Here is a 24,146-nt window from a genome sequence, read left to right on the forward strand (position 1 = left end):
ATGATGCTCTATATGTTGGGCATAGAACGGAAAGGAGAGAGCACATGAAAAGGAAAAATGAAAAGCGGACAACCAAGGGACAGAAGCCGTTAAAGAAATCGCCCAAAAAGCCGCTATACTTTGTCGACAATCCGAACCAGTCGGAGTTATCGCTGCTGGACCGTCTCAGTTCAACGAAAAAGCCGCCGGACGATTCCGAAAGGGCAAGCGTCAATGCGTTGGCTGCCTTGGAAGCCGTAGAACCGGAGGAGGAGATTTCGCTGCCGCCGATCACGGCTGTATCCGAGCGGGACCGTTGCGCCGACGGGACCGAGGAAAAACTGGAAGCAAAGACGGAGGCGGCGAAGGCCGAAGAGGATTGGCTGCTTCCCGAGACCCCGTCCGGAGCGGTTGAACCGGAAGGGCCCGAAGGGACAGATGAGCTGCCGACGCCGGGAAGGCTAATGTCCCGTCAAGGAGGGAGCAGCCGCCGCGTCGCGAAGCGGTATGCCGGTGCGGAACGTTCCCGGGCGGGCGAAGAGGACCGGCCATCGCGCAAGGAAAGCAAAGAAGAGCATCCGACCTATACGTCGGCATTCAGCATGCCGGGAACATTGCCGACCGGGCCTGCAGCGCGCGATGCTGCCGCCGCACGGCCAGGCGCGGACGAACCGGGCGCCCCGCCCTCTCCGCCGCCCTCTTCGCCAGCCGCTCAGCCTGAAGCGAATGCCGCCGAGACCCGCAAGGCGAAGGAGAAGCTGCTGGCCGAGAAGCGGAGTTCGGCTCGTTCAACCGCCTTTATCTATACCGATGATATCGCGGATGAAGCGGTGACGGAGGAGAAGCTGGCCGCTTATTCGATCAGCGGATCGAAGCTGCGGCGCGAGAGCATTGGGACCGACGTGCTGATGGACTATGCGGTTACATCCCTGAAAATCGCCGAGGAGGCCTTAACCGGCTCCAAAATTGCTCCCAACTCGATAGCCGGGGAGCATTTAATCCGCAATGCCGTGTCCGGGGGAAAGCTGCGCGATCGCTCGGTTACGGGGGAGAAAATTAAGGACGGCAGCATCACTTCGGAGAAGCTGGCGGACAAAACGATCGATTCATCCAAGATCGCGGAAGGCTCGATCCAGGCGAAGCATTTGAGCGAGCTGCTTATTTCGGGGAATCTCATTCAAGATCAAGCGATTACCGCGGAGAAAATCCGCAGCGGCGCCATTCGCACGGAAAATCTGGCGAACGAATCGGTCGACGCCTCCAAGCTGGCGCCCGAATCGGTTACGAACTCCAAGCTTCGCGCCGGGGCGATTACCGGCGACAAGCTGGCGCCGGGCTGCATCGACGCCCGCCATTTCTGCGAAGGGGCCGTTGAAGGCCGCGCTATCGGAATGCAGGCGGTGGAGGGCCGCCATATCGGCCCGGGGCAGATCGACAGCACTCATATCGCGCCCGGCACCCTCTCCGGTGCGATGCTGGAAGCGAAGAGCGTCACCAGCGAGCCGCTGGCCGACGAGGCGGTGCAAGCCCGTCATCTGGCGGAAGATAGCGTTCGCGAGGGTCATATCGGCCCCGGACAGATCAGCAGCCGCCATCTGGCCGACAGGGTCATTACGACCGCCAAGCTGGCGGATCAATCCGTCAGCACGATGAAGCTTGTCGAGCACGCGGTCACCTCCTCCAAGCTGGCGGATCAAAGCGTGCTCTCGACGAAGCTGGCAGATGAAGCGGTCCGTTCCCGGCACCTCGCCAAGCAATCGGTCGACGGACAGCACTTGGCTCCTGAGTCCGTCGAGTCGCTTCACGTTGCTGAGGAGGCAATCAATGAGACACACATTGCGCCCGGTGCGGTCAATGGTATCCATATCATGGCGGAAGCGGTTCACGGGGCTCATCTTGCCGATGATGCGGTGGAAGGCCGGCATGTAGCCGAACAGGCGATCGAGAGCCGGCATCTTGGCGAAGAGGCGGTCACTACCGCCAAGCTGGCTCCGGCCGCCGTCTCGTCCGAACAATTGGCGGATGAAGCGGTCATCGCCCGGAAGCTGGGGGCTGCCAGCGTCACGCCGGAGAAGCTTGCCTATGCCAGCGTGCAGCAGCATCATCTGGCGGAGGGAGCGGTCGGACCCGATGCTATCGGCCCGCAAGCGGTGCAGGAGGAGCATATCGCCATCGGAGCGGTTCGGTCGGGACATATCTATCCGCAGTCCATCCAGTCCACCGAGCTGGCTCCGGAGGCCGTCACAAGCGAGAAGCTGGCGGTAAATGCCGTCTGCGAGCGCCATATCGGGACGGGAGTCATTTATTCCCATCATCTGGCCGACCATATTATTACGTCTTTGAAATTGTCTCCGGAGAGCGTATCGACCGATAAACTGAGCGACTTGTCCATCACGACCGCCAAGCTGACGAACGGAAGCGTAACCGCAGACAAACTGGCGGAGAACAGTGTGACGACTGCACATCTCGCATCCGGAGCCGTTACGTCCGACACTCTGGCTGAGGAAAGCGTCCAGGCGCAGCATCTCGCTCCGAATTCGGTAGGGGCGGAGCAACTGCAGCCTGGGTCGGTCTCAGGGGCGGCAATCCAAGAAGGGGCGATTCGCGCCGAGCATGTTGTTCCCGGCAGCATAGGCTCGGTTCAGCTTGATGCAGCCAGCGTAGGCAGCGAGCACGTGGCCGAGGGAGCCATTCAGGCCATGCATATCGCGGACGGGAGCATCGGGACAGAGCATCTTGGCGATACGGCCGTTACAGGAGATAAATTGGCAGACGACAGCGTCGCGGCCCGGAACCTGCAAGCGGCCAGCGTAGAGACCGATCATCTGGCGGAGGAAGCCGTCACCGGCATGAAGCTGGCCCCCGGTTCGATCGGCTCTCACCACGTTCGGGAAGGGGCGATCCGGTCCGTCCATCTGGCATCGCACTCTGTCGGCGAGGATCAGCTTCAGCCGAAATCGATATCTGCAGGAATGCTGCAGGAGGACAGCGTAACTGCGGCCAGCATCGCTCCCCAGTCCATCTCGGAGAAGCATGTGGCGCTGGAAGCGATATCCGGCAAGCATGTTCAGGCGGAATCGATTCAGGGTTACCATCTGCGCAAAGGGACGATTACGATGGCGCATTTGGGGGCCGATGTGCTCACCAGCGACATTATTCCGGACGGCAGCCTGGCCGGAACCAAGCTTCAACCCCGGTCCGTGACGAGCGGGCATGTGACGGATGCCGCCATCCATGCCAGTCATCTGGCCGATGATGCGGTTCACTCCCGCCATATTGCGGTGCAAGTAATCCGTTCGGAGCATCTTGCCGCCAGCTCGGTGTCGGGCGAGCATCTCGCTTCGGACTCGGTCAGCGGCGAGGCGTTATCGGAAGGCGCGGTCGGCAGCGGCCATCTCTCGGCCGGCGCGGTGCGAAGCCATCATGTCGCCCCCGGAACGATTCAAGCCGAGCATCTGCAGAAGGACGCGATTACGGGCGAGCATATTCGGCAGGCTGCGATTACAGGACGTCATTTGCAGCCGGGATTGATTGACAGCCAGCATCTCCAGCCCGGCTTGATTGTCTCCGCTCATTTAAGCGAAGGAGCTGTGCTTCCGCATCATTTGCGGGAGCAGACCATCGGAGAACAGCATCTGCAGGCTGCAAGCATCCGTGCGGATATGCTTCAGGACGGCGCCGTGACGGAACGGAGCCTGAGCGACGGCTGCGTGACGAGCAACAAGCTGGATTCGGGCAGCGTCGGGCGTGAGCATGTGCAGCCCGAAGCCATTGGCAGCACGGAGCTGGCGGGCGGCGCGGTTCATTCGTCCCATGTGCAGCTTGGCGCTATCGGCAGCGTTCATATTCAGACCGATGCGATCGGAAGCGAGCAATTGGCGGACGGAGCGGTCGGCCTGTCGCATCTCAACGAAGAGGTCAAGGAGCTATTAACGACCGCGGCAACGCCGCCGCAGGCAGAGGCCGTTGTGATTCCGGAAGAATCGATCGAGACGGAGATGCTGCATGCCGGGGCCGTTACGGCCGAGAAGCTGGCTCATCAGAGTGTCGGCTCGATCCATTTGCAGGAGCAGGCGATCCATTCCTCGCATCTGGAGGAAGCGGCGGTGGAGGGGCGGCATATCCGCCAACAAGCGGTCGCCAGTGAGCATATCGGCGCCGGCGCCGTCCAGTCCGAGCATATTGCGAGCGGAGCCGTAGCCGGCAGCCATCTGGCCGCAGGCGAAGTAACGGCGCACCATATTGCCGAGGGCCAGGTAGCCGGCCAGCATATCGGTGCGGGCGTCGTAACAGGCCATCACATTGCGAAGGGAGAAGTGGCCGGCTGGCATATTGGCTCGGGCGAAGTAAAAGGCCGCCATATCGCCGAAGGGGAAGTGTCGGGATCGCATATCGGCGCGGGGGAAGTCACAGGGCGCCATATTGCGGAAGGCGAGGTGTCCGGTTCGCATATCGGCGCAGGCGAGGTCACCGGCCGCCATATCGCTGAAGGAGAAGTATCCGGCCAGCATATCGGAGCGGCTGAAGTCACGGGCCGTCATATCGCGGAAGGCGAGGTATCCGGTTCGCATATCGGAGCAGGAGAAGTCACCGGCCGCCATATTGCCGAAGGAGACGTAGCCGGCCGCCATATCGGAACGGGCGAAGTCACGGGCCGTCATATCGCGGAAGGCGAGGTAGCCGGGGAGCATATCGGGGCAGGAGAAGTAAAAGGCCGTCATATCGCCGAGGGTGAAATAGCGGGCCGCCACATCGGCGTGGGCGAAGTCAGAGGCGGCCATATCGCCGAGGGCGAGGTAGCGGGCCATCATATCGGAGCAGGAGAAGTCGCGGGCCGTCATATCGCGGAAGGCGAGGTAGGAGGCCATCACATCGGAGCGGGCGAAATCACCGGCCGCCATATCGTTGAAGGAGAAGTCACCGGCCATCATATCCGGGCAGAGGAAATCACGGGCCGTCACATCGCCGAGGGCGAAGTAGCGGGCCGCCATATCGGAACGGGCGAAATCACGGGCGGTCATATCGCCGAGGGCGAGGTAGCGGGCCATCATATCGGAGCAGGAGAAGTCATCGGCCGCCATATCGCGCAAGGCGAGGTGGGCGGCGATCATATCGGAGCGGGAGAAATCACGGGCGGTCATATCGCCGAGGGCGAGGTAGCGGGCCATCATATCGGAGCAGGAGAAGTCATCGGCCGCCATATCGCGGAAGGCGAGGTAGCCGGCGATCATATCGGAACGGGCGAGGTCAGCGGCCGCCATATCGCCGAGGGCGAGGTAGCGGGCCATCATATCGGAGCAGGAGAAGTCACAAGCCGTCATATCGCCGAGGGCGAGATATCCGGCCGTCATATCGGAGCAGGAGAAATCAGCGGCCGTCATATCGCCGAGGGCGAGGTATCCGGATGGCATATCGGAGCGGGCGAAATCACAGACCGCCATATCGCGGAAGGCGAAGTCGCGGGTTATCATATCGGCAAGGGTGAAGTAGCCGGAGAGCATATCGGGGCCGGAGAAGTAAAAGGCCGTCATATCGCCGAGGGCGAGGTAGGCGGTCATCATATCGGAACGGGTGAAGTCACCGGCCGTCATATCGCCGACGTTGGGATAGCCGGCCGCCATATCGGAACGGGCGAAATCACCGGCCGTCATATCGCCGAGGGCGAGGTAACGGGCCTGCATATCGGAGCGTGCGAAATCACCAGCCGTCATATTGCGGAGAGCGAAGTAACGGGCCAGCATATCGGAGCGGGCGAAATCACGGGCCGTCATATCGCGGAGAGCGAAGTAACGGGCCAGCATATCGGAGCGGGGGAAATCACGGGCCGTCATATCGCCGAGGGCGAGGTAGGAGGCCAGCATCTCCGACTGAGCGAAATCGCCGGCCGTCATATCGCCGAGGGCGAAGTAGGAGGCCGGCATCTCCGAGCGGGGGAAATCACGGGCCGCCATATCGCCGAGGGCGAGGTAGGAGGCCGGCATCTCCGAGCGGGGGAAATCACGGGCCGCCATATCGCCGAGGGCGAAGTAGGAGGCCAGCATCTCCGAGCGGGGGAAATCGGCGGCTGTCATATCGCGGAGGGCGAGGTAGGAGGCCAGCATCTCCGAGCGGGGGAAATCACGGGCCGCCATATCGCGGAAGGAGAGGTGGGCGGTGATCATATCGGTGCGTGCGAAATCACGGGCCGTCATATCGCCGAGAACGAGGTAGCCGGTCGGCACATCGGAACGGGAGAAATCACCGGCCGTCATATCGCCGAGAACGAGGTAGCCGGTCGGCATATCGGAACGGGAGAAATCAAGGGCCGTCATATCGCCGAGAACGAGGTAGCCGGTCGGCACATCGGAACGGGAGAAATCACCGGCCGTCATCTCGCCGAGAGCGAGGTAACGGGTCTGCATATCCGAGCAGGGGAAGTCACCGGCCGCCATCTCGCCGAGAATGAGGTAGCAGGCCGTCATATCGGAACGGGTGAAGTCACCGCCCGTCATATCGCGGAGGGCGAGGTAACGGGCCAGCATATCGGAGAGGCAGAAATCACGGGCCGCCATATCGCCGAATGCGAGATTATGGGCCATCATCTCGGAGCAGGAGAAGTCACCGGCCGCCATATTGCCGAAGGCGAAGTTGCGGGCCTTCATATCGGGGCAGGGGAAATAAACGCCTCTCATATCGGTGAAGCCCAGGTCACCGGCCATCATATCGGTTCGGAGGAAGTGACTGCTTGTCATATCGCCAAAGGCGAGATAGACGGTCAGCATATCCGAACGGGCGAAGTAATGGGCCGCCATATTTGCGAAGGAGCGGTAGCTGACCATCATATCGGTTCGGGTCAGGTAATGGGCCGCCATATTGCCGAGGGCGAGGTATCCGGCCGTCATATCGGTGCGGGCGAAGTAACGGGCGCTCATATTGCCGAGGGCGAGGTATCCGGCCGTCATATCGGTGCAGGTGAAGTAAAAGGCGAGCATATCGCCGACGGAGAAGTAGCCGGTCACCATATCGGTTCAGGCGAAGTAACGAGCCGCCATATCGGCGAAGGCGAGGTCACCGGCCATCATATCGGTTCGGGTGAAGTAACAAGCCGCCATATTGGCGAAGGCGAGGTCACCGGCCATCATATCGGTTCGGGCCAAGTAATGGGCCGCCATATTGGCGAAGGCGAGGTCACCGGCCATCATATCGGTGCAGGCGAAGTAACGAGCCGCCATATCGGCGAAGGCGAGGTGACCGGCCATCATATCGGATCGGGTGAAGTAACGAGCCGCCATATCGGCGAAGGCGAGGTGACCGGCCATCATATCGGATCGGGTGAAGTAACGAGCCGCCATATCGGCGAAGGCGAGGTGACCGGCCATCATATCGGATCGGGTGAAGTAACGAGCCGCCATATTGGCGAAGGCGAAGTGACCGGCCATCATATCGGTTCAGGTCAAGTAATGGGCCGCCATATTGGCGAAGGCGAGGTGGCCGGCCATCATATCGGTTCAGGTCAAGTAACGGGCCGCCATATCAGCGAAGGCGAGGTGACCGGCCATCATATCGGTTCAGGTCAAGTAACGGGCCGCCATATCAGCGAAGGCGAGGTGGCCGGCCATCATATCGGTTCAGGTCAAGTAACGGGCCGCCATATCAGCGAAGGCGAGGTGACCGGCCATCATATCGGTTCAGGTCAAGTAACGGGCCGCCATATCAGCGAAGGCGAGGTCACCGGTCATCATATCGGTGCGGGAGAAGTAACGAACCGCCATATCGGTGAAGGCGAGGTCGCCGGCCATCATATCGGAGCGGGTGAAATAACGGGGCGCCATATCGGCGAAGGCGAGGTCGCCGGTCATCATATCGGAGCAGGCGAAGTAATGGGCCGCCATATCGGCGAAGGCGAGGTCGCCGGTCATCATATCGGTGCGGGTGAAGTCACGAGCCATCATATCGGTGAAGCTCAGATCACCGGGCAGCATCTCGGAGCAGATGAAGTCACGGGCCGCCATATCGGTACGGGCGAAGTCACGAGCCGCCATATTGGCGAAGGAGAAGTTACCGGCCAACATATCGCGGCGGGGAGCATTCGGGCCGAGCATTTGGAAGAGGGGGTCTTGGATTCGATTGTGCTCCAGCCTGGAACGGTTACACCGGAGACCTGTTCCTTTGTTCCCGTGCGGACTTCGATGCCGCGCGCCGGAGCGCTGCAGCAATTCGGGATGAGCGCATTTCTGCTTCAGGGGGAGACAGACCGGGTAGACGTCCGGATTGCCTTCGATGAGCCGTTCCCGAATAATCAATATATTCTTGTCGCGATGACCAACCACCCGGAATGCCATGCCGTGCTGAAATCGCAAGCAACGCACAGCGCCGTACTGGAGATACACCGTAAAGATCCACAGTCGCAGCCGTTCGGCTGCGTATCCTGGATTGCGATCGGCTAGCTTGCTGCCGATACGCCGGTGAAGCAAGGAAGGGGGGTGTCTCACAGGCACTGCAAAATGATGGAGATGACGAGGTAACAGAGAATGTGGATGCGGGAAAAACGGCGGCGCAAACTGGTGGAAGATAGATGAAGCAGTGAAATGCTGCGTGGATGCATCAATTTCTGCTCTTTCAGCCGCTATTTGATGAAATTTCTGCAAAATTACATTGATGTTCATCGATTTTTGTCTTTTATCGATTGGATAGTCAGAAATTGATGCCGTTTTGCAGGATTCCCTGTAACGGGGTACACGTCATAAAGGAAAGCTGCCGTTTTGCAGTTTTCGGCGAGTCGAGCTTTGAGAAGCAGGGGGGCTGTCTCACTGTAGTGAAATACTACTTTTGGGACACCCCCTTTTTTTGCGCATCCGGGGCGATCCGCCGGATTATATGGAAGGAAGCTGGCCGAATGTGTACATGAGCCGTTACACTCTGGACTATGCCTCATACAATGGGATGTAAATACATGTGCAATTTGCCCGGGAGGGAGACGTGCAATGGCTCATTCCAAAAGATATCGTTCTGCGCGAACGCGTACCCGCCGGCAGGTACGACGATATCGAATCCATAGTTCTTCCGATCCCTTGGTGTCGGTGATCATCCCGGTGTTGAATGAACGGCGGACACTGGCCCGTGTCATTACACGGGCGGCACAGGTGCATCCGGCCACAGAGGTCATTGTCGTCGCGAACGGAACGACGGACGGCTCAGATCGCATCGCAGAAGAGATGGGAGCCCGCGTCCTTCGCTTTGGGATTCCGCTTGGCCACGATAAGGGAAGAACCGTTGGAGCCCGAGCCGCGGCGGGACGCATTTTGCTGTTCATCGACGGCGATATCGTGCTGCCTGCGTCAGAATTGCGCCCGTTCGTTCACGCGGTGAACAACGGCGTCGATGTCGCTCTCAATAATTATCAGGGGCCTGTCCAGAAGCATGATGTACACGGCGTTGTCCTGGCAAAGCACGCATTGAATGCCATGCTCTCCCGGCAGGATCTGGGGGGAGCTTCCTTGACTGCCGTTCCGCATGCGTTGAGCCGCCGGGCGCTTGACCTGATCGGTGCCGACGCGCTGTCCGTCCCGCCGCTAGCGCATACGATGGCTGTCGTATACGGACTGGATGTCCACGCGGTGCATACGGTTGACGTTGGCCGCATGAACCGGATACGCGTGCGGGGGCTGGGCGAGGATCCGCTGGAGCCGCTGATATGCCAAGATCATTTGCAGGCGATTCGCTGGCTGATGGAACAGCGGGGCCCCCGGGGCGGCCACTCGGATTTGACCAGACAACGGGAGCGGGTGACATAATGCCATGAGAAGGAAGAGATCCTTCCGCAGAACAAAGAACGTTATCCGGGGACTGCGCCGTTCCGCGCGCCGACGCCAGCCGATCCGGGGAAGAAGACAGGGCTCCCGCCAGCTGCCGGCAGGCCGCATGATAAGACGAAGCCGGCTCCGAAAACGCGGACATAAGCAGCTTCCGCAATGGAAGATACAGCTTCCTGAGCCGCGGGCAAGAGCAGCATGGCTCCATGCTGCCCAGGATGCGGGAAGGCGGCATGGCGACGATTATGCCGCATTGGGCGGACAGGATACGCACAAGGACATCGTCCGCTTCATGCAAAGCCGGTTCACCGAGTTCCTGGCGCCATATCGGCTTGCTCCCTTATCCTACCCGGAAGTCAGGGAGTTGGCGGAAGCGTACAGGGCTGGATTCACGACAGGAAGGTATCAAAACGGGAGGGAAGCAGTCCTGATTCCGACCACAAGGCCGATCGATGTCATCGTGTGCGCCCAAAATGAAGAAGACAGCATCGCAGGAGTGTTGAAGGAGCTCGGGCGCTTGCCGCTAACCCGCACCATCGTCGTGGTGAACGGATCCTCGGACGGAAGCTTGCTGGCGGTGCAGCAAGCTTCGGAGGACGCCTGCATCGTTCACTACACGGAAGCGCTTGGCCATGATGTCGGCCGCGCTATCGGGGCGAGTCTGTCTCAAGCGGAGATTTTGCTGTTCGCGGATGCCGATATCCCGATTGCCGCGGAGGAACTGGGCGCTTTTATATGGGGATGCGACAATGGCATTGATGTGGCTCTGAACGACATCAGTCCGTTCCTCGGCCCCTTCTACAACCGCGATGGAATTACGTACTGCAAGGAGTGGCTGAACCGCAGTCTGGGACGCCCCGACTTGCATGCCAACTCGCTGACCGCTGTCCCCCATGCCATTACCCGCCGCGCGCTGGATACCGTAGGCGTTCACAATTTGATCGTCCCTCCCAAATTCCAGACGCTTGCCTTGGTCCGGGGCTTGCGGATCGAAGCGGTGCATGCGGTCGATGTTATCGGAAGGAACCGGATACGCCGCACGAATGTAGGCGCATCGAATCCGGTCGCCGAGCTTATTATCGGGGATCATGTGGAGGCCTTTCATTCCCTGTGGGAGGAAAATGCGTCATTTTTCAGCGAGACGCACCAGCGCGAGCGGATTGCCGAGAGGAGAAACGGAGGATAATCTCAATCCACCGCCCTGCAGCCATCCATTAGCCCTTTCGTTATTGGAATACAATCTCGAAGCCGTACCGCCGACGAAGCGGCGGCTTCCCCAACTTGGCTACAAGGAGGAAATCGAGTGAAAGGAATTATTTTGGCGGGAGGCACAGGAACCCGTCTATATCCGTTGACGAAGCTCATGAATAAGCATCTGCTGCCCGTTGGCCGGCATCCGATGGTTAGCTATGGCATCGAACGTCTGCGTGCGGCGGGCATTACGGATATTATTATGGTAATCGGGAAAATGTCAGCATCCTTGTTTACAGACTATTACGGAAGCGGACAGTCCTTCGGCGTCCAACTTACCTTCGCTATTCAGGAGGAAGCGGGCGGCATCGCCCAAGCACTCTCGCTGGCGAAGCCGTATATTGCACTAGGCGAGAAATTCGTCGTGTTGCTCGGCGATAATTTGTTCCGCGACGATCTGGCTCCGTATGCAGCGGCATTCCGCGAACAGAGGCCCGGCGAGGCGCGCATTCTGCTGCGGGAAGTGTCTGACCCCAAGCGTTACGGAGTGCCTGTCTTCGACAGCGCCGATCCGAAGCGGATCGTCCGCATTGAAGAGAAGCCGGAGGAGCCGTTATCATCGTATTGCGTCACGGGCATTTACATGTATGATACCGATGTCTTTTATCACATTGAAGCGATTGTGCCATCCGAGCGCGGGGAATTGGAGATTACAGATGTCAACAACCGGTACGCGGCCGCGGGCAAGCTGCAATACGATGTGCTTGGATCGTGGTGGACGGATGCCGGTACGTTCGAGTCGCTGCATGAAGCAGCTCAAGAGTTGAAGGAGGTCGAGTTATGAACCGGCTTCTCGTAACCGGAGGCATGGGGTTCATCGGCAGTAATTTCATTCTCTATATGCTGGACCGACATCCGGACATCCGCATTACGAATCTGGATGCCCTTACTTATGCAGGCAATCCGGATAATTTGCAGCATATTGCCGATAGCGGAGCCTATCGCTTCGTACGGGCCGATATTACGGATGCGGCGGCTGTGGAACAGATAATGGAGGAGGGGGCCTTCGACGCGATCGTGCACTTTGCGGCCGAATCCCATGTCGACCGGAGCATCGCCGATCCGGAATCATTCGTCCGCACCAATGTGCTGGGCACGTTCCGGTTGCTGGAATCTGCGCGGCGCCACAGCGTTTCCCGCTTTATTCACGTGTCGACCGACGAAGTGTACGGGACGTTAGGATCGACCGGCTTTTTTACGGAAGACTCCCCGCTCATGCCGAATAGCCCCTATTCCGCCAGCAAGGCCGGTTCAGATATGCTGGCACGCTCCTATGCCCGCACGTATGGCATGCCCGTCATTATTACCCGCTGCTCGAATAATTACGGTCCGCGGCAATTTCCGGAGAAGCTTATCCCTACGATAATAACGCAAGCCATTCAAGATCGGCCGATTCCCGTCTATGGAGACGGTACTCATGTGCGAGATTGGCTCTATGTCGATGATCATTGCGCGGCCATCGACGCGGCGCTGAGGCATGGGCGGCCGGGCGAGGTCTATAATATCGGCGGCCACCAGGAGCGCACGAATCTGGAGGTTGTCCGGATGGTGCTGAACGAGTTGGGGAAGCCAGAATCGCTGATTGCCTTCGTCTCGGATCGCCCGGGACATGATCTGCGTTATGCGATCGATCCCCGCAAGACGGAACGCGAGCTCGGCTGGAGTCCGAGCGTTAGCTTGGCCGACGGAATGAAGCAGACGATTTCCTGGTATGTGAACAACCGCGCATGGTGGGAACGCGTGCTGTCCGGAGCGTATTTGCACGGAAGATAGTTGTCTGATTTCGCTGCCGAAGCCGGCACGCTATCCTATCCGCCATGCAGATGAAGCCAGGAAGGGAGGGGACACGAATGGCAAAAATTGCGCTTCGCCGCCGGCGCATTTTCCGTATGAGGAAGCTGCGGGCTATCCGTAAGGGACGCCTGTTCCGCAGAGCGTCGCGCCTGTATCGCAAGAGGGAGCAGACTTCCGGGGAACGGCCGGTACGGGTAATTAAGCGCAGGCATCGGCCGGCTGCGGCGCCGGCAGCCGACAGCCCGCTGGAGATGCCGCCTGACCTGGAGACCGAACGTCGGCTCATTTATGAGGACGGGTTCCGCAAAGGCAAGTATGAGGGAGGGGAGCGCATCCTCGCCCGGCTGCTTCCCGGCAAGACCCTGCTTCCGGATATGACGTTGGAGCACGTCATCTCTTTGGGAGTGGAGCAGATCCGCCATTTGTTGAAGCCGCTGATGGGGGTGGCGGAGGTGTTCCAGGAGCTGGAGACGGCACTGCGGGAGCGGACCCCATGCTCGCTCGTGCGGCTGGGAGACGGAGAATTGCTCGCATTGGCTCACGATACGGTGATGAGCGCGGAATTAGTCCGGAGAGAGGGGACATTTCTCGAATATTCGGGCATGAGTATTCCGGATCACGCTCACCGGGATCAATTGGCGGAGGCCGTGCGGAGCGCATCGATCATCGGCGTGCCGGTGGCCCCGGAGCCGAACTTCCAGGGCCTGCTGTCCCCGGTTTTTCAAGCGTACGGCATCCAGATCGCGCCACGCCGGTTTACTGTCTCTACGATTAACTATTCGTTGGCCGAGGAAGGCTATCTTCCCCGGCTCATCCAAGGCCGGCGCGTGCTCGCCATCGGCAATACGGCCCCTTCGCTTGCCGCGGTTCTTGCTGGCAAAGGAGCTGTCATCGCCGGCGCGATCGCCCCGGTTAAAGGCATGAATGACATTCCTGCCGTTCTGCAGGAGACCGCGAAGCATGATTTTGATTTGGCCATCGTCTCTGCAGGCATTCCTGCAGTCATCCTGGTTCAACGCCTTGCCGAACAATCCGGCAAGGTCGCGATTGATTTCGGACATTTGGCGAATCTCATTATAGACGGCAATATGCAATTAACTTAACTCGAATGAAGGAGGTGCGCCGAGATGCCACGATTGCGTTCCCCCCGTAACATCCGCCGTATGCGCGCAGGCAAGCGGCGAGTCCCCGCATCTTCCATGCGGGCAGCATCCGGCCGGAGCAGACAACAACGATACGATCAGGGGTACGCCTGCGGCTATGCGGAAGGATTGCGGGCCGGGCAGGCCCAATACGGAGTTCCCTTCGAAGGCACGAGCATCATCATCCCGACGTTTAACAAGGCCGAACTGTTAGAGCAGTGTGTTGACAGCATTGAGACACATACGTCTCTCCCCTATGAGATCATCGTCGTCGACAATGCCTCGACCGACGGTACGGCCGCCTATCTCCACCGGAATACCGGGAAGCTTCGCTTCCATATCCATGAGTATAACCGCGGCTTCTCCGGAGCGGTCAATACGGGGATGATGATGGCGAAGGGGCAGACGATCTGCGTCTTGAACAACGATATTCTGGCGACCCCGAATTGGCTCAGGAACCTTCTTAACTGCCTGCAGAGCGATGAGAATATCGGAATGGTCGGCCCGGTAACCAATTTCATCAGCGGAGAACAGCAGATTGAGGCTCCTTATCAACATATTGAGGAAATGTATTCATTCGCAGCGGCACATAATGTGCCGAACGCGGGGAAATGGCAAGGAACGGATCGGCTTGTCGGGTTTTGCCTTGTATTCCGCCGGGAACTGTTCGAGGCGACCGGATATTTCGACGAAGGCTTCGAGATCGGCAATTTCGAAGATGAGGATTATGTGCTCCGCGTGCGCCTAAATGGGCGCAAGCTCGTGATTGCCCGGGATACGTTCATCCATCATTACGGCAGCGTAACGATGAAGGAGCTCGGGGATCAGTTTATGGTTATTAATGACAAAAACGCGGCCTTTTTCCGTGAGAAATGGGGGAATTCATTCAATCTGGTGCAGCGTGCGAAAGAAGCAAACAGGGACTCCGGTCTTAGCCGATGCCATGATTTCTACCCGACGCATGTCGCGGTCACGGGGTTGACAGATACGGTGTATTGGGTCGAGCATGGCACGAAATACCCGCTTGTCGGCCATATTGGCGTCCCGATCGTAACCGTCTCGCAAATCGAGCTGCGAGGCTGGCCGACAGGGCCGGCCATGGATGCGGGGACAGCCCGCGACAAGTGGCACCGGCAATCCGAAGCGGACGGGGTCATCGCAGACGGGGCCGTTTTCACGACCGAAGGGGGAAAATGGTACCAGCGTCAAGGAGCGGAGTACCGCGAAATCATCAGCGAGCATGCCCTTCGCAGATGGCAGCTGGAGAACCGGGTGCAGCCTCGGACGGATAAAGAGAGACGCGAACTGAAAGAGGGGCTTCCGATTATTCCGGCACCGGTTATCACCTCATTTCACTTGTAAGCAATGACGGCCCCGATGAGGCCGGTGCCGGAAAAGGCTGCGGGTTGAGGCAGTTTTGGGCGAGTAGCCCGTATACACTCGCCTGTGGCCCGCATATGTTAAGACAAGGAAGCGGAGTTAACACTTGTGCGCGATCCGTTATTTTGCCGGGGAGGAAGAAGCATGGATAACGTCGTGGACGAAATTATTATTCATATGTCCCATACGCATCAGCATATGGCCCGCGTTCTGGACGCGGAACGTCAGGTTGCGTTCCGGATGGCACAGCTCATTCACGCCCTGCCGGACGTTAATCCCGACTTTGCCGGCCTGAGCGGATTGAAGGTGCAATCCGCTGCTTTAACGAAAAATATCGTCGCTTACCTGAACGGAATCGCGGAGCTGGAAGAGGCGCTGGCCGAGCAGCTTGAACATGTCATCAAAGAATTGAACGACGATGGCGAAGAATGAATCGATAGGGGGGGACGGGTTGAGCAGAGAGCACTCCTATCATCTTATATTGGATGCCATAGCCAAGATGCAGTGGAATGTCGCTATGATTTTGGAAGCCAAAGCCGTGGAAGCAGAAAAAACGCGAAATTGGATGTTGAATCATTTGACGGAGTCCGCTTTTGTCAACCATAAAGAGCAAATCAGCGATCCGTTGGAAATTCATGACCAAATCGTTGAGGTCCTTGACGGATTGACCAAAATCCAGCTCAGTCTCGCCCGGAACATGAAAGCCGTTCTTGACCGGGGGGACTCGGGTTCGATGGGAGACGGGCTAGCGGACGGATCGTTCAGCGGAGAATTTGATTTGGGGAGATAAACGGTCATGAAGCATAGATCGCAGGAGGATGAAGTCAAGCTTGAAATGATCCAGGCCATCGTCCGCAGCCAGTCTGCCCTGGCCCGGATGCTGGAGAACCTTGCGGATGTCACCGAGCATGCGGAGGGCTCCGTCAAAGGAATCAAAGAGGATATCCGGCTGCTGTCGAACTATCAGCTGGCGCTGTGCGGCATGATCACCGGCTGGCGTTCCCGTTACAAGACAACCGGAACTCCTGCAACGCCCTGGTTCAATCCAGTTTATTTCGACAGAGCCGTACTTGACCCGAGGAGCACAGGAGGGTGAATCTATTGAAAAAGCGTTCAGGTACAGGGATATTGGGGCGCAAAACGGTGCGCAGCGGCCCCATTCGCGCCCGCAATGGGGGGGCGCGGCGCGAGGGAGTGAGCCGGCGTCTGTCCGGGCATTCCCGCAAGCTGCGGAAACGCGGAGTGCGAATAAACCGCCGGAGAAGGAGAAGAGGATCTCCCATATCCTACAAGCAGGGCTATGACGAATCTTATCAAACAGGGTTCAATGCCGGCTTTGCCAAAGGATTCGAGGACGGTCACCAGTTGGCCTATTCCGAACATACCGGATAAGGCGTATGAACAGTCAGATGCTTGCCGCACTCGGCAGCCGCTGGCTGTTTTTTGTTTGGTCCGGAAGCCCTTTTTGACCATGGATGGATAACCGTCCATGATGCATCTGCCGGAGCGGCATATGATGAATGGATGCCAGACTATCGATACAGTAGTTGCGAGACCGTGTCTACCGGATCGCAGCATTTGACTGGAGACGAATGTAAAAAAGGAGCGATTTCATGCGTACATCACGCTCACGCAGGCAGCAAGCCCGAATTCATACGAAATATCACTTCCGGCACAACGCCCGTCATCAAGGACGCATCGCAGGGTTCAATGATGGATTCCAGGAAGGCTATTTACGCGGGCGGGCGGATGTCATTATGAAGATGCCGAGGGAGCCGGTACCGATGCGGCCGCTCCATATCTGCTATGTGACAACCGGCAAAGGGTATCCCTATGCCCCGCTGGATGAAGGCATGCGTTCCACATGGCAGGAACTGGTCAGCCAAGTCTCCGTATGCGGGCCGCGGGATGATGTTGCGGCTCTTGCCGGCCACCAGCGGCCCGATTTGGTTTTTGCCCTGGACGGCATGGAGCTTCCGGTGGATCAAGTCGATGCCGTGCGGGCGCTTGGGATCCGGACTGCCTTATGGATTACGGATGATCCGTATTACACCGATATGATGAGCTCCATCGTGACGCACTATGACTATGTTTTCACCTTGGAAGCGAACAGCGTCGAGTATTACCGCTCGCTTGGCGCGAACGTGCACTTTTTGCCGTTTGGCGTCTATCCGGCCCAATTCCGCCCCCTGCGCAGCCCCGCCAAGGTGCGGCGGGCGATCAGCTTCATCGGCTCCGCCTATTGGAACCGGATTCGGATGCTAGAGCCGATTCTGCCTGAACTGATGAAGCGGGGCTTGGTTCTGTCCGGCTTATGGTGGGATCGATTGCCCCAATATCCTCAATACGCCCATCAGATCGAACTGAACCGCTGGATGGACCCGTATGAGACGTCAGAAACCTATAACGGCAGCAAGATCGTGATTAATATGCACCGCAGCCATGATGACGAGTCGGTTAACCAGAACCGGATCAATATTACGGCGGCTTCTCCGAACCCGCGCACCTTCGAAATCAACGCCTGCGCTACGCTTCAGCTTACCGACGTGCGAGCGGATATCTCCCAATTCTATACTCCCGGCGCGGAAATAGAGACCTATGCTTCTCCGGAGGAGATGCTTGCCAAGATAGACTACTATTTAAGCCATGAACAAGCGCGCAGGGAAATTGCGCTCCGCGCTTTGGCCCGGACGATGAGCGAACATACGTATGCTCAACGCTTGAACCAGGTGCTGGTCACCATTTTCGGTTAGAGCGGTATGTTCGCAGGACGGCGTCATCCTAGGCCATTCCATTGCTTCTGGAGGTGAAGGCATCCGTATCTCTTACGAAGAACGGGGCCGCGCAATGAGACCGACTATGATGTTATTTTCGCATATATGCAACCAAGATTATATTACCGGAGCGGAGAAGCATCTTCTTTTCCTCGCTAAAGAGTTAAGCACCTGGTATGAATGCGTGATGCTCGTGCCGCAGGAAGGGAGATTATCCGCCCTGGCCCGGGCGGCCGGCATCCGAAGCGAGATTATGCCCTGCCCGCTCATGTACTCTCTCGTCCGGCCGGGCGCCGATCTCCCGGAGGAGTGGGAGCATTGGAAGCGGGCACCCGAATTCGGGGCCATCGTCACTCTGCTCGAGCAAATTCAGCCCGACATCGTCTTGACGAATACGGCGGTCCACCCGCTTCCGGCCGCGGCAGCCGCAGCGTCGGGGATTCCCGCTCTGTGGGTCATCAACGAGACCATCGCCGACAATCCGCATACCGCCCTCGCGGCAGCGCTAATCAGCTCGCATGCCGACGGCATTATCGGCACGTCGGAGACGACGCTTCAACCAATCCGCCCTGCGGCGGGAGACACCCCGCTCTATTTACTGCCCCCATCCTGGAATCCGAACGCGCTTCAGCCCCGCTCCTGGCCCCGCTTCCGCCGCAGCAAAAGAAAAGCATTGGGGGTCGCGGCCGGACATGTGCTGATCGGATATATATCGGCTGCCATCTATCCGGAAAAAGGATTGGACCATTTTGTCCGGATGGCGCTTCAAGTGGCGGCTGAGCGGCCGTCTGCCCGCTTCCTCATCCTCGGAGAGCCGGCGGATCACGGTTACTATGAATCCTGTCTCGGCATGATTGCGAATTCTCCTTATGCCGACCGGTTCCGTTTCATTCGGTTCGAGCCGTCGGTGCAGCATGTATACCCGGCGATGGATATTGTCGTAGTGCCCAGCTTGCTGCCGGAAGGCTTCGGGTTAACGGCGCTCGAAGGAATGATATTCGGCAAGGCGGTGATTGCGTACGCATCGGGCGGATTGGCCGAAATCCAAGCGGCGACCGGGAATTCCGCATATTCGATTGAGACCGGAAATGAGGAGCGGTTGACGCAGGCCGTGCTTGATGCGACCCGCAGCTCTTCGGCATGGAAAAAGGCGGGCATTCGCAACGGAAAGAACGCCGTTCGCGTGTACGGTCATGCCGTATTCCGCGAGCGGTTGAAGAAGTTGCTGGTAAGCCATGTCCTTCACCATCGCCAAAAATACCAGGTCATCCAGGGGGAGGGTCCCGATGTGTTCGCCGCCGACCCGGATAGCGGCATATACCGCCGCGTGTCTCCCGGCATGCCGGAGCATGGTTCGCTGCTCTCCCGAGCACGTCGGATTCCCGCGGACATCCTATACGGCGCCGTTCCTTCCGCTGGCTCGCCCGGCGCCAACCTGCGGCGGTCCTTGTCCCGCCATCCGCATCCGCGCGGGAGGAGGCGGCCGAAGCGGGGCCGGCGCCTCCGCAGCCGCAGGCGTCATTGGTTCGGGGGGCTCCGAACCCGCAGACGGAACAGGAAGGGGACTCGTCTTTTCCGGATACGCCGGGGCAAGCGTGTTCGAAGAAAATATTAATCGTTCACGAAATAGACACATTTTTTTAAGTTTCGTTTCATTTCCGTTTAATCTTGCTTTAGATATAACGGATTATGATCGGGGAGATAGACTGGGGCGCGCCGCCAGCAGGCGGTGCGTCCGTTATCGCAAAGGAAACGGGAGGTCTACGATGTTAGAAGTGAACAACGTCAGCAAATGGTATGACGACCGCCGGGGCGTGGAAGATCTTCAGTTCGCCATCGAGCAAGGCGAGATAGTCGGCTTCCTCGGGCCCAACGGGGCAGGCAAGACGACGACGATGCGCATTATTACCGGGTATTTGAACCCCACTCGCGGGAGCATCTCGATCGGCGGCTTGACGATGGCGGAGCACGGCGCCCAGGCCAGAAGCAAAATCGGCTACTTGCCCGAAACCCCGCCCCTTTATCCGGACATGTCGGTGAAGGGGTACTTATCCTTTATCGCGGATCTGCGGGGAGTCCCTGTGCGGGAGCAGAAGCAGCGCATCGCGGAAATGCTGGACAAGCTGGGGCTGCGCGGAAGAGAAAAGCAGATTATTCGCAGCCTGTCCAAAGGGTACAAGCAGCGGCTGGGCTTGGCGCAAGCCATTATTCACAAGCCCGATCTGCTCGTGCTGGATGAGCCGACGTCCGGGCTCGATCCGAACCAGATTATCGAGATACGCGAGCTGATCCGCGAATTGGGAGAGCAGCATACCGTACTGCTCAGCACTCATATTTTGCCTGAGGTGAATACGTTGTGCAATCGGGTCCTCATTATTCATCAGGGCCGTCTTGTGCTGGATGAACGGCAGGATCGGCTTGGAGCGGTGATGGGACAGGCCTCCTCGCTGCAGCTGGAAGTGAAGGGACAGGAATCTGACATTATCTCTATTTTGACAGCCCTTCCCGAGGTAGCGTCCGTCGATGTCCTTGCTGAGGATAAAGAGCCTGCCGCCGAAGACGGTCCGGAGGAGAAGCGGGAGAATGGCGGTGGCGGGGCTGAAGCTCATGCCGGCGCGCATTCCGGCAGCATAGCTGCGGAGACGGAACCAGACTCCGGTCTGGAGGCGGAACCCGCGAATGCGGAGGAAGCCGGCGGCGGTATTGAAGCAGGGGAAGACCAGAACGGATCGCAGGCGGATTCCGGCGCCCAGATCGTTGCGCTGCGGGTCATCCCGGCGGAACAGACGGATGCGCGGGAGTCTATTTTTTTCGCGCTTGCGAAGGCGGGATATCCAATTCTCGAGATGAAGTGCGACGCGACCAGCCTCGAGGACGTGTTCATTCGGCTTACGACCGAGGAGGAGGTGCAAGATGCGTAGATTTCGAGCGATCTTCCGGAAGGAACTGCAAGCTTATTTCACCTCGCCAGCCTCTTATGCGGCGTTTGCCGTCTATGTGCTGATTTCCAGCATGATGTTTTATTTGAATTTCGTCATGTTCCAGCCTAGTATCATCGACTTCCGGCTTGTCTCGGGGAACGCGGTGTTCATGTATGTGTTCGTCATTCCCCTGTTGACGATGCGCTTGCTGGCGGACGAATTCCGCCAAGGCACGGATGAGTTGCTGTTAACCTCACCGGCCCGGTTAAGCCACATTGTGCTCGGCAAATATGCGGCGGCGCTTGTCGTCATGGTGCTGCTGGTCTGTCTCAGCCTGCTGTACCCGCTTATTATGTCGTTCTTCGGCCCGCTGGATTGGCCGGTTCTGATCACTTCGGTTCTCGGGATGCTGCTGCTAAGCGCAACGATGGCCGCGGTCGGCTTGTTCGCGTCTACTCTGTCTCAGCACCAGATGGTGGCGGCGATTGCGGGCGTGGTCATGCTGCTGGCCTTCTGGCTGCTCGATATGCCTGCATCCACCTCTCCGGAATGGGGAAGCTGGCTTGCGCCATTTGCCTTGAATTTGCGCCTGGAGTCATTCATGAAAGGCGTCATCAACGGGGCGGACGTTCTCTTTTTCCTGACGCTGTCCGCCGTGTTCATCGTGCTGAGTATTCAAGTGTTGGACAGAAAGCGGTGGAGGTAACATGAAGATGAAAACATGGCTGCGTCGTGGCAAAGCGGCAGTGATCTCGGCCGCGGTAATAGGGATTTTCGTATTGATGACTTATATATTCCAGTCGTTCTCGGGGTGGCAGTGGGACGTCACGAAGAACAAAACCTTCACGCTGTCGGAGCAGACGTTATCGACGCTGGCTTCCGTCGAGAAGCCGATCGCGATCAAGCTGTTCACGACCCCGAACGATGATGAAGTGCTGGTTCGCGAGGTTGCCGACATGGCGGAGGAATATGCCAAGCGCAACCGGAATATTTCCTTCAAGCGATATGATCTGTTGAAGGAGCCTTCGCTGGCGGAGCAGTACCAGCTGACGGCAAGCTCGATCGTATTCGAGCAGGGAAGCCAGCGGAAAACGGTCGGTTTATTTGAAATGTTCCAAGCCGGGCAAGGGTATTCCTATCAGTTCAGCGGCGAGGAAAAAATGACGCAGGGGCTGCGAAGCCTTGCATCAGACAAAAAATCCAAGGCTTTCGTATTAAGCGGGCATCAGGAAATGCCGCTGGCGCAAATGAATGTGCTGCGGACAAGCTTGCAAGAGGATAATATGGAGCTTGAGGAGCTGAACCTGCTGCAGAAGGGCAGCGTGCCCGAGGATGCCGATCTCGTGATGCTCATCGGCATGAAGCAGGATCTGAGCGATAAGGAAGCGGAACTGCTGCAGAAGTATGTGGAAGGCAAAGGAAAGCTGTATGTCGCGCTTGGGTTCAATGGAAAGATGGCAACCGAATGGCCGAATATTCATGGGCTGCTGAAATCTCTCGGCATAGAAAGCACGAACTCGGTCGCCGTCGAGCCATCCGATGGCTTGCTGTATGATCCGTTTACGATTATGCCGGATTATAACCAGCACGAGATGACAGAGAAGCTTATCCAGTACCGTATGATGATGACCTTGTCGTTAAGCATTCCGCTCAAGATCAGCGAGAACGATGCGTTCGAGGCGCAAGAAATTTTGCACACGACAGAAAAAGCATATGGAGAGACGGATATCCCGCGCCTCATTCAAGAAGGAAGCGAACGGGATGACAAGGATATCGCAGGTCCGTTGACGCTCGGAGCGGTCGTCCAGTCGAAGGACGGGCAGCCGAAGGCCGTCGTAATCGGCGGTTCCAGCTACATGGCGGATGCTTATATTTATACCCAGGGCAATCGGGACTTCGCGCTGAACAGCATCCACTGGTTGGAGGAGAATCAGGATCAGGTTACGATCCGGCCGCGCGAGAATGCCGCCTACCAGCTTGCGTATTTGACGCCGTCTCAGGGAAAAACGATTTTGTGGGTGAGCGTCATCGGATTCCCGGCCGTGCTGCTTCTTATTGGAGCGGGACTGTGGTGGAGAAGGAGACATGCGTCATGAAAAAGCTGATGCCGGCCGCTCTGCTGCTTATTGTCTTCGGGATACTGTATTGGTATGCGTCGTCCAATCATTTCTTTCTCAATACGGACAAGGAAGCGGAATCCGCGCCTGTCCTCGTGAAGGCGGAGGCGGAACAAGTAGACGCCATTGAATTGGATACGGATGGCAAGCCGCTGAAGCTGGTTAAGGTGAAGGAAGATTGGAAGGTGCAGGGGAATGAGGATTATCCGGTAAGCTCCTATACGGTTACCGATTGGATTGCAACGTTTACCGGGGTGGCAGGCCAAGCCGTGGTCGAAGAGGATGCGGCGGATATGGCCAAATACGGCCTTGATCATCCCGCCGCCGTGTACTCCATTACAGAAGGCGGTAACGTTCGCCGGATTGAAGTCGGAGGGAGCACTCCGGTTCCCGGAACGGTCTACGCCCGGACAGATGGTACGAACACGGTCTATCAAGTATCCGAATCGGACTTGTCGGGCCTGAAGCGCTCGGCCTTTGATTTTGCCCGGAAGGAACCGTTGACATTTGCGCTGGAGGAAGTGCGGGAATTCAAGTGGTCATCGGGCGGACAAGTCTATGATCTGAAAAAGGAGCCGAAAAAGGAAAATTCGGCTGATGAAGAGGAGACCTGGAGCTTAAACGGCGAGAAAATCACCCAAGATAAAGCATCCTCGCTTATCAATGCCTTCCGCTTCCTGATGATTGATCGCGAGCCGGAACGGGCCGATGCCCTGACGGGCTCCGGATCGAAGCAGGACTGGACGCTGACGATTACCCTGCAGCCGGAAGCCATTGACCCGGAACAGCCGCAAGAAAAACCGGTGACGAAGCGATATGGCGGATACATGAAGGAGGAGCATATGTGGATCATCCCGGATGGCGAGGGATGGGCCTATCCGGTCGATGAATCTTCCTTCCATGAAGCGGTTCAGACGTGGCAGGATGACGAGAAGCAGGATACACCCGAATCCAATCAGAAGTAAAATGAGACACGGCTGCCGTGCGCGGGAAGCCG

17 protein-coding genes are annotated in these 24,146 nt (G+C 58.1%); all 17 read left to right on the plus strand.

Translation table 11 applies throughout. The annotated features are described in order from the left end of the window. The first annotated feature begins 44 nt into the window (after positions 1-44). Positions 45-8,405 (plus strand): WIAG-tail domain, encoded by an 8,361-nt coding sequence (locus OCY70_RS02485; RefSeq protein WP_261944563.1) that lies wholly within the window; start codon positions 45-47, stop codon positions 8,403-8,405. Positions 8,406-8,942: 537 nt separating this feature from the next. Beyond that, positions 8,943-9,752, plus strand: a complete 810-nt coding sequence (locus OCY70_RS02490) for a glycosyltransferase family 2 protein (RefSeq protein ID WP_249724431.1) — start codon at positions 8,943-8,945, stop codon at positions 9,750-9,752. Positions 9,753-9,756: 4 nt separating this feature from the next. Next, entirely contained in the window at positions 9,757-10,956 is a 1,200-nt protein-coding gene (locus OCY70_RS02495; RefSeq protein WP_249724434.1) for a glycosyltransferase family 2 protein, read from the plus strand. Between the two features lie 117 nt (positions 10,957-11,073). Further along, positions 11,074-11,805, plus strand: a complete 732-nt coding sequence (locus OCY70_RS02500) for a sugar phosphate nucleotidyltransferase (protein WP_213426173.1) — start codon at positions 11,074-11,076, stop codon at positions 11,803-11,805. Continuing rightward, the gene (rfbB, locus tag OCY70_RS02505) at positions 11,802-12,794 is read left to right on the plus strand and encodes a dTDP-glucose 4,6-dehydratase (RefSeq protein WP_213426174.1); all 993 of its coding nucleotides are present in this window, start codon (positions 11,802-11,804) and stop codon (positions 12,792-12,794) included. Before OCY70_RS02500 ends, rfbB begins: the two co-directional genes overlap by 4 nt. A gap of 77 nt (positions 12,795-12,871) precedes the next feature. Next, positions 12,872-13,918: a GT-D fold domain-containing glycosyltransferase gene (locus OCY70_RS02510; protein WP_249724436.1), complete on the plus strand. Its 1,047-nt coding sequence runs from the start codon at positions 12,872-12,874 to the stop codon at positions 13,916-13,918. A 24-nt stretch (positions 13,919-13,942) separates the two neighbouring features. Beyond that, complete coding sequence (locus OCY70_RS02515; RefSeq protein ID WP_213426175.1) at positions 13,943-15,319, plus strand: glycosyltransferase family 2 protein; 1,377 nt, start codon at positions 13,943-13,945, stop codon at positions 15,317-15,319. Between the two features lie 162 nt (positions 15,320-15,481). Then, positions 15,482-15,769 carry a nucleoside-diphosphate sugar epimerase gene (locus OCY70_RS02520; protein WP_261944564.1) on the plus strand — a complete coding sequence of 96 codons (288 nt, stop codon included), beginning with the start codon at positions 15,482-15,484 and terminating at the stop codon, positions 15,767-15,769. Between the two features lie 19 nt (positions 15,770-15,788). After that, positions 15,789-16,127 (plus strand): restriction endonuclease subunit S, encoded by a 339-nt coding sequence (locus tag OCY70_RS02525; RefSeq protein WP_213426177.1) that lies wholly within the window; start codon positions 15,789-15,791, stop codon positions 16,125-16,127. Positions 16,128-16,133: 6 nt separating this feature from the next. Next, positions 16,134-16,433 carry a hypothetical protein gene (locus OCY70_RS02530; protein WP_213426178.1) on the plus strand — a complete coding sequence of 100 codons (300 nt, stop codon included), beginning with the start codon at positions 16,134-16,136 and terminating at the stop codon, positions 16,431-16,433. Positions 16,434-16,438: 5 nt separating this feature from the next. Then, positions 16,439-16,729: a hypothetical protein gene (locus tag OCY70_RS02535; protein WP_213426179.1), complete on the plus strand. Its 291-nt coding sequence runs from the start codon at positions 16,439-16,441 to the stop codon at positions 16,727-16,729. A gap of 221 nt (positions 16,730-16,950) precedes the next feature. Next, positions 16,951-18,090: a CgeB family protein gene (locus OCY70_RS02540; protein ID WP_213426180.1), complete on the plus strand. Its 1,140-nt coding sequence runs from the start codon at positions 16,951-16,953 to the stop codon at positions 18,088-18,090. A gap of 94 nt (positions 18,091-18,184) precedes the next feature. Beyond that, positions 18,185-19,726 carry a glycosyltransferase family 4 protein gene (locus OCY70_RS02545; protein WP_249724438.1) on the plus strand — a complete coding sequence of 514 codons (1,542 nt, stop codon included), beginning with the start codon at positions 18,185-18,187 and terminating at the stop codon, positions 19,724-19,726. Positions 19,727-19,877: 151 nt separating this feature from the next. Next, on the plus strand, positions 19,878-21,032 hold the full coding sequence (locus tag OCY70_RS02550) for an ABC transporter ATP-binding protein (protein ID WP_261944565.1): 1,155 nt from the start codon (positions 19,878-19,880) through the stop codon (positions 21,030-21,032). Continuing rightward, positions 21,025-21,738 (plus strand): ABC transporter permease subunit, encoded by a 714-nt coding sequence (locus tag OCY70_RS02555; RefSeq protein ID WP_213426182.1) that lies wholly within the window; start codon positions 21,025-21,027, stop codon positions 21,736-21,738. Before OCY70_RS02550 ends, OCY70_RS02555 begins: the two co-directional genes overlap by 8 nt. Before the next feature lie 7 nt (positions 21,739-21,745). Next, entirely contained in the window at positions 21,746-23,128 is a 1,383-nt protein-coding gene (locus OCY70_RS02560) for a GldG family protein (RefSeq protein ID WP_261944566.1), read from the plus strand. Further along, positions 23,125-24,114, plus strand: coding sequence for a DUF4340 domain-containing protein (locus OCY70_RS02565; protein WP_213426184.1), 990 nt, complete (start codon positions 23,125-23,127; stop codon positions 24,112-24,114). Before OCY70_RS02560 ends, OCY70_RS02565 begins: the two co-directional genes overlap by 4 nt. Positions 24,115-24,146: the final 32 nt, after the last annotated feature.

It is taken from the genome of Paenibacillus melissococcoides (assembly GCA_944800085.1).
Taxonomy (GTDB): Bacteria; Bacillota; Bacilli; order Paenibacillales; family Paenibacillaceae; genus Paenibacillus_B; species Paenibacillus_B melissococcoides.

What these genes read in the sequence shown, in the direction of transcription:
- OCY70_RS02485 (WP_261944563.1), top strand. Translation starts at nt 45, where the DNA reads ATGAAAAGGAAAAATGAAAAGCGGACAACCAAGGGACAGAAGCCGTTA.
- OCY70_RS02540 (WP_213426180.1), top strand. Translation starts at nt 16,951, where the DNA reads ATGCGTACATCACGCTCACGCAGGCAGCAAGCCCGAATTCATACGAAA.
- OCY70_RS02565 (WP_213426184.1), top strand. Translation starts at nt 23,125, where the DNA reads ATGAAAAAGCTGATGCCGGCCGCTCTGCTGCTTATTGTCTTCGGGATA.
- OCY70_RS02490 (WP_249724431.1), top strand. Translation starts at nt 8,943, where the DNA reads ATGGCTCATTCCAAAAGATATCGTTCTGCGCGAACGCGTACCCGCCGG.
- OCY70_RS02520 (WP_261944564.1), top strand. Translation starts at nt 15,482, where the DNA reads ATGGATAACGTCGTGGACGAAATTATTATTCATATGTCCCATACGCAT.
- OCY70_RS02550 (WP_261944565.1), top strand. Translation starts at nt 19,878, where the DNA reads ATGTTAGAAGTGAACAACGTCAGCAAATGGTATGACGACCGCCGGGGC.
- OCY70_RS02560 (WP_261944566.1), top strand. Translation starts at nt 21,746, where the DNA reads ATGAAAACATGGCTGCGTCGTGGCAAAGCGGCAGTGATCTCGGCCGCG.
- OCY70_RS02555 (WP_213426182.1), top strand. Translation starts at nt 21,025, where the DNA reads ATGCGTAGATTTCGAGCGATCTTCCGGAAGGAACTGCAAGCTTATTTC.
- OCY70_RS02515 (WP_213426175.1), top strand. Translation starts at nt 13,943, where the DNA reads ATGCCACGATTGCGTTCCCCCCGTAACATCCGCCGTATGCGCGCAGGC.
- OCY70_RS02510 (WP_249724436.1), top strand. Translation starts at nt 12,872, where the DNA reads ATGGCAAAAATTGCGCTTCGCCGCCGGCGCATTTTCCGTATGAGGAAG.
- OCY70_RS02545 (WP_249724438.1), top strand. Translation starts at nt 18,185, where the DNA reads ATGAGACCGACTATGATGTTATTTTCGCATATATGCAACCAAGATTAT.
- OCY70_RS02530 (WP_213426178.1), top strand. Translation starts at nt 16,134, where the DNA reads ATGAAGCATAGATCGCAGGAGGATGAAGTCAAGCTTGAAATGATCCAG.
- OCY70_RS02495 (WP_249724434.1), top strand. Translation starts at nt 9,757, where the DNA reads ATGAGAAGGAAGAGATCCTTCCGCAGAACAAAGAACGTTATCCGGGGA.
- rfbB (WP_213426174.1), top strand. Translation starts at nt 11,802, where the DNA reads ATGAACCGGCTTCTCGTAACCGGAGGCATGGGGTTCATCGGCAGTAAT.